The organism is Pseudomonas sp. Sample_23 (assembly GCF_004307595.1).
In the GTDB taxonomy this organism is placed as follows: Bacteria; Pseudomonadota; Gammaproteobacteria; order Pseudomonadales; family Pseudomonadaceae; genus Aquipseudomonas; species Aquipseudomonas atacamensis.
Genome location: NZ_RCNX01000084.1, coordinates 1 through 6171, shown reverse-complemented (window position 1 = coordinate 6171; position 6171 = coordinate 1). Strand labels below are relative to the sequence as shown.

General features: G+C 57.0%; 3 protein-coding genes and 1 pseudogene. 2 read left to right on the top strand and 2 right to left on the bottom strand.

The genetic code is table 11. The features are described 5' to 3' along the window. Window positions 1-70 precede the first annotated feature (70 nt). On the bottom strand, window positions 71-1033 hold the full coding sequence (locus tag D8U82_RS22670; RefSeq protein WP_130902996.1) for a zinc-binding dehydrogenase: 963 nt from the start codon (window positions 1031-1033) through the stop codon (window positions 71-73). A gap of 138 nt (window positions 1034-1171) precedes the next feature. Between D8U82_RS22670 and D8U82_RS22665 the strand changes: the two genes are divergently transcribed. Both D8U82_RS22665 and D8U82_RS22660 read left to right on the top strand, forming a co-directional pair. Then, window positions 1172-3256: a carboxy terminal-processing peptidase gene (locus D8U82_RS22665; protein ID WP_162999827.1), complete on the top strand. Its 2085-nt coding sequence runs from the start codon at window positions 1172-1174 to the stop codon at window positions 3254-3256. 118 nt (window positions 3257-3374) lie between these two features. Then, on the top strand, window positions 3375-5153 hold the full coding sequence (locus D8U82_RS22660; protein ID WP_130902995.1) for a bifunctional diguanylate cyclase/phosphodiesterase: 1779 nt from the start codon (window positions 3375-3377) through the stop codon (window positions 5151-5153). 413 nt (window positions 5154-5566) lie between these two features. Here the strand turns inward: D8U82_RS22660 and D8U82_RS22650 are convergent. Further along, window positions 5567-6171: pseudogene (locus D8U82_RS22650) on the bottom strand (type IV secretion protein Rhs); the annotation flags it as partial.

Here is a 6171-nt window from a genome sequence, read left to right as displayed (position 1 = left end):
ATTCATGCTGGTGTGTGGGGAACATACAAGGAGCTGCCGAAGGCTGCGATCTTTTGACCTTGTTTTGCTGTCAGCTCAAACCTTCATTGATCACCAACACCAACTTGCCCGCCACCGTATTGCTCGCCAGTTCGGCAAACGCTGCTTCGGCATCCTTCACCGCAAACGCTTTGGCCAATTGCGGACGCAAGCGGCCCTCGGCAAACAGCGGCCAGACATGCTGGCCCAGGTCACTGAGCAGATCGGCCTTGAACTGATCGCCACGACTACGCAACGTTGAACCGAGCAGTTGCACACGCTTGGCCAACACCTGCGCCAGATCCAGTTTCGCCTCGCGCCCGCCCATCAGACCGATCAGCACCCAACGTCCGTCCAGCGCCATCAGCTTGAGGTTCAATGCTAAATAATTGCCGCCCACCGGGTCGAGAATCACGTCGAACGGGCCGAAGTCGCGCAGGCTCTCCAGATCATCGGTACGCACCACGCCGCCCTGCGCACCCAGCGCTTCACAGTAAGCCAGGCGCTCGGCGGAACCGACGCTGACCCAGCACGGGTTACCGAAGGCTTTGCACAGCTGAATGGCGGCTGAACCGATGCCACTTGCGCCGGCGTGCAGGAGAATTTTCTCACCGGGCTTCAACGCTGCAAGTTGAAACACATTCAGCCAGACGGTGGCGTACACCTCGGGCAATGCCGCCGCCTCGATCAGCGAAACACCTTCGGGCACCGGCAGCACGTGCCGTCCGTCGACGACCACCTCTTCGGCCATGCCGCCCCCGGCCAGCAAGGCGCAAACCCGGTCGCCGACCTGCCAGGACGAGCCCGCACCGACTTCGCTGATCACCCCGGAGCACTCAAGACCAAGCACTTGGCTGGCCCCGGGTGGTGGCGGATAAAGCCCTGCCTTCTGTAATAAATCGGCGCGATTGAGGCCGGCTGCCGCCACCCGGATGCGGACTTGTCCTACATCGCAGGTAGGACTCGGCTCTTCAACCCATGCCACTTGACCTTCAACGCCTTGCAATGCCTTCACACTGCCTCCATAGTGAGTCTGGACTGAGCCCGAAGCTGTAGCGCCGGGCTTTTTGCATTATGCGACCGGCTCTCAAAGAACCGGCGACTTCAAAGACGGCCTAATATGCGTTATCAATTGTCCCCGCGTCGAATCAGCATGAAGCATCTGCTCCCCAGCACCGCCCTCGCTCTTTTCATCGGTATCGGTCTGTTGCCGGTGTCGGGCACCACATTCGCAGCCAACAGCTGGGACAAGTTGCAGCCTGATCGCGATGAAGTCATCGCCAGCCTGAACGTCGTCGAGTTGCTCAAGCGTCACCACTACAGCAAGCCGCCGCTCGACGATGCGCGCTCGGTGATCATCTACGACAGCTACATCAAGCTGCTCGACCCGTCGCGCAGCTATTTCATGGCCAGCGATATCGCCGAATTCGACAAGTGGAAGACGCAGTTCGACGACTTCCTCAAAAGCGGCGACCTCAACGCCGGGTTCACCATCTACAAGCGCTATCTGGACCGCGTCAAGGCGCGTCTGGACTTCGCCCTTGCCGAGCTGAACAAAGGCGTCGACAAGATGGACTTCAACACCAAGGAGACCTTGCTGATCGATCGCAAGGACGCGCCTTGGCTCAAGTCCACCGCGGAACTAGACGACCTGTGGCGCAAACGCGTCAAGGACGAAGTGCTGCGCCAGAAGATCGCCGGCAAAGACCCGAAGCAGATCCAGGAAACCCTGACCAAGCGCTACAAGAATCAACTGGCGCGCCTCGATCAGACTCGTGCCGAGGACATCTTCCAGGCGTACATCAACACCTTCGCCATGTCCTACGACCCGCACACCAATTATCTGTCGCCGGATAACGCGGAAAACTTCGACATCAACATGAGCCTGTCCCTCGAGGGCATTGGCGCCGTGTTGCAGAGCGACAACGATCAAGTGAAAGTCGTGCGTCTGGTGCCGGCAGGCCCGGCGGACAAGACCAAGCAGGTCGCTCCGGCCGACAAGATCATCGGCGTTGCCCAAGGCAATAAAGAGATGGTCGACGTGGTCGGCTGGCGCCTGGACGAAGTGGTCAAACTGATTCGCGGTCCGAAAGGCACCGTGGTGCGCCTGGAAGTGATCCCGGCGAGCAATGCGCCGAACGACCAGACCACCAAGATCGTGCCGATCACCCGTGAAGCGGTGAAGCTCGAAGACCAGGCCGTGAAGAAGTCGATTCTCAGCCTGAAACAGGACGGCAAGGACTACAAACTCGGCGTGATCGAGATCCCGGCCTTCTACCTCGACTTCAAGGCCTTCCGTGCCGGCGATCCGGATTACAAGAGCACCACCCGCGACGTCAAGAAGCTGCTGACCGAGCTGCAGAAGGACAAAGTCGACGGCGTGGTCATCGACCTGCGCAATAATGGCGGCGGCTCTTTGCAGGAAGCCACCGAGCTGACCAGCCTGTTCATCGATAAGGGCCCGACCGTGCTGGTGCGTAATGCCGATGGCCGTGTCGACGTGCTTGAGGATGAAAACCCGGGCGCGTTCTACAAAGGCCCGATGGCGCTGCTGGTCAACCGCCTGTCCGCCTCGGCCTCGGAAATCTTCGCCGGCGCCATGCAGGACTACCACCGCGCGCTGATCATCGGTGGTCAGACCTTCGGCAAAGGCACCGTGCAGACTATTCAGCCGCTGAACCATGGCGAACTGAAACTGACCCTGGCCAAGTTTTATCGTGTCTCCGGGCAGAGCACCCAGCATCAGGGCGTGCTGCCGGACATCGACTACCCGTCGCTGATCGACACCAAGGAAATCGGTGAAAGCGCCCTGCCGGAAGCCATGCCGTGGGACACCATCCGCGCGGCGATCAAACCAGCGGCCGATCCGTTCAAGCCGTTCCTCGCCCAGTTGAAGTCCGAACATGATGCGCGCACCAACAAGGATGCCGAGTTCGTGTTCATCCGCGACAAGCTGGCCCTGGCGCAGAAACTGATGGAAGAAAAAACCGTCAGCCTCAACGAAGCCGATCGTCGTGCCCAGCACGCCGACATCGACGCCAAGCAACTGGCGATGGAGAACATCCGTCGCAAGGCCAAAGGCGAAGAACCGCTCAAAGAGCTGAAGAAAGAAGACGAAGACGCACTGGCCGCTGCCGAGCCGGACAAGGTCAAACCAGAAGACGATGCCTACCTGAGCGAAACCGGGCGCGTGCTGCTGGATTACCTGAAACTGAGCAATCAGGTGGCCAAGAAGTAAGTGATGGCAATTTAGTGCTGACGATCCCCGGATCGTCATCAAACAGTCATCATTCTGTCGTGCAATAAAGGACCAGGAGCAAGCGCTCCCGGTCCTTTTTTTATCGCCAGAGACTGCCATGACCACGACCGAACAGCTGAGCGCGTTGAGCTCGATCCTGACTCAAAGCGGTTTACACAGCCTGTTCCAGCCGATCATCTGTCTTTCCGAACGCCGCATTCTCGGTTACGAAGCCCTGACCCGTGGCCCGTCCAACAGCCCTCTTCACTCGCCGATTGCACTGTTCGCCGTGGCGCGACAGGCTGGCCGATTGAGCGAACTGGAGATCGCCTGCCGACAAAGCGCCTGTCGCCGGTTCAATGAGCAGCAACTGCCGGGCAAGCTGTTCCTTAACGTGTCTCCAGAATCCTTGCTCGAAGCCGCGCACCAACCCGGACGAACGTTGCAACTGCTGCAGGACTTGGGCATTGCGCCGAGCCAGGTGGTCATCGAGCTCACCGAGCAGACCCCGATCGATGACTTTCAGTTGCTGCAAACCGCTCTGCATCACTATCGGGCGATGGGTTTTTCCATTGCGCTGGACGACTTGGGTGCAGGGTATTCGAGCCTGCGCCTGTGGTCGGAATTGCGTCCGGATTACGTGAAGATCGACCGGCATTTCATTGATGGCATTCATCAGGATGCGTTGAAAAGAGAGTTTGTCGGCTCGATCCTGCAAATCGCCAAAGCGTCCCGCGCGCAGGTGATTGCCGAGGGCATCGAGTTGCCGGAAGAACTCGCGGTGCTGACTGAAATGGGCGTCGACCTGGTGCAGGGCTACCTGCTCGGCCGCCCTCAGGAACATCCGTCCCGCGACGCTCGCGCCTTGATGCCCAAACACGATAGCAGCGCTGTCGCGCTGAATGACGAAGGCAGCGACCTCAGCGCCCTGCTCAACGACCAGCCCGCCGTGCAGCGTGGTACACCTACCGCCACCGTGCTGGAAGCCTTTCGCCGCCAGGCCAACCTCAATTCGCTCGCCGTGCTCGACGAACAGGGCCAGCCCTGCGGCATCGTTCACCGCCATTCCCTGTCCGACGCCTTGCTCAAACCGTTCGCCACCGATCTGTTCGCGCGCAAACCGATCAGCCGCCTGATGAACGATGATTTCCTCGCCGTGGAAATCAGCCAGTCGCTGCAGCAAGTCAGCCGCTTGATCACCAGCCGCGCCCGCCAGCGCATCGAAGAAGACTTCATCATCACACTCAACGGCAGTTACCTCGGCCTCGGCCGGGTGATCGACGTGCTGAAACTGATCACCGAACTGAAAATCCAGCAAGCACGCTACGCCAATCCCCTCACCTTGCTCCCGGGCAACGTACCGATCCAGCAATGCCTCACCCGCCTGCTGCAACAGGCCCGCGAGTCGATCATCTGCTACGTCGACATCGACAGCTTCAAACCCTTCAACGACATCTACGGCTATGGCCGTGGCGACGAAGTCCTGCTCTGCCTCGCCCAATGCCTCAACGAACGCATCGACCCCACCCGCGACTTCGTCGGCCACATCGGCGGCGACGACTTCCTCCTCGTCCTCGGCCCCGAAGACTGGCGCAAACGCCTCAACCAACTGCTCGACGACTTCCAAAACCAATGCCGCCGCTTCTATCGGCCTGAACACCTTGAGGCAGGATGTTTTATTGCGCCGAATCGCCAGGGTGTGCGGCAGGAGTTTGCGTTGTTGTCGTTATCGATTGGGGTGGTGCATCTGCGGCCTGAAGCTTGCGCAACGCTTGATGCCAGCCAGCTTGCGGAGATGGCTTCGCAGGCTAAGCATCATGCGAAGGGGGTTGTGGGGTTTAGTGTGTATTTGCTCGATGCTTCGGCGCCACCAAAGGCATCACAGTTAGTCGGTTAAACTCGCCGTAATAGAGTGCGTGCTTACTTGCCTGGCGCCACTCCAGAATGCAGTTTTTTAGCCACAGCCGGTTTCATCCCGATACTTTTTTAAGCACTCCAATAGAAGCCTCATGAAACTGGACCTATCGGCAATTTCTTCGTCGAAATAAGTTGTCATTCGATTAAATACAAGGTCGAAATTGTCGTTTCTTTTCAAAAAATGATCGACAGTATTTATCAGCGATTTTTGTTCTGCATCTGTGTACTCATAAAATTCAGGCCTTAACACAGTATCGAAAAGTTCTTTCAACTGACATGAATCGTTTACATTTTTCTCAACTATTAATCGTTCCCTCTGGACATCAGTAGTATTTTCTATATCAAAAACAAACAATAAGTTTTTTATATCTACAATTTCATACGTTTTTTTCATCATTCAAAGTCCGCATATGAAGTCACGGTATCGCCATTAGCTCTTAGAATAACCACAGCTTTCCTCTGCTGCCCATAAATGCCGTCTCTGGTATAACCTTCCCCAATTATCTTTCCCATGTCCATAGGCCTTCTAGATGTTTGAAGATTAGTCTGACGGAATATAAGTTTTGCTCTATAGATAGCGTTCAGCTGATCTCTATGGCTGAAAAAATGAGTAGCCGCGCTTGGGATTTTAGGTTCTCCATGGTGTGATCCGCCGGTGTAGGTCTCTACAACGCCAGTCGTTGGATTCTTTCCTGTCATAATCCTTTCAAATTGCGACCGAAGTGTTGTTTGGGCGCCGTGCTTTTCCAGAAAATGCTCTCCATTTTGTGGATTCTCCATTTCATGCAAACGTCGGTATGCGTTTTCTTCAGCTAATTCATCAATCCTCGCCCGACGCTCCTGAGCAGTCATCTTCGGCAGCGCAGGTTCACCATCATCCACCTTAGCCCCACCAATCCCACCCGGAACCTCACACCCAGGCTTATTCGGCGGTGGGCAATTGGACGTCAACCCCAACGGATCCACCCACCCCGTCGGATTCGGCACGTACTGGTACT

What these genes read in the sequence shown, in the direction of transcription:
- D8U82_RS22665 (WP_162999827.1), top strand. Translation starts at nt 1,172, where the DNA reads ATGAAGCATCTGCTCCCCAGCACCGCCCTCGCTCTTTTCATCGGTATC.
- D8U82_RS22660 (WP_130902995.1), top strand. Translation starts at nt 3,375, where the DNA reads ATGACCACGACCGAACAGCTGAGCGCGTTGAGCTCGATCCTGACTCAA.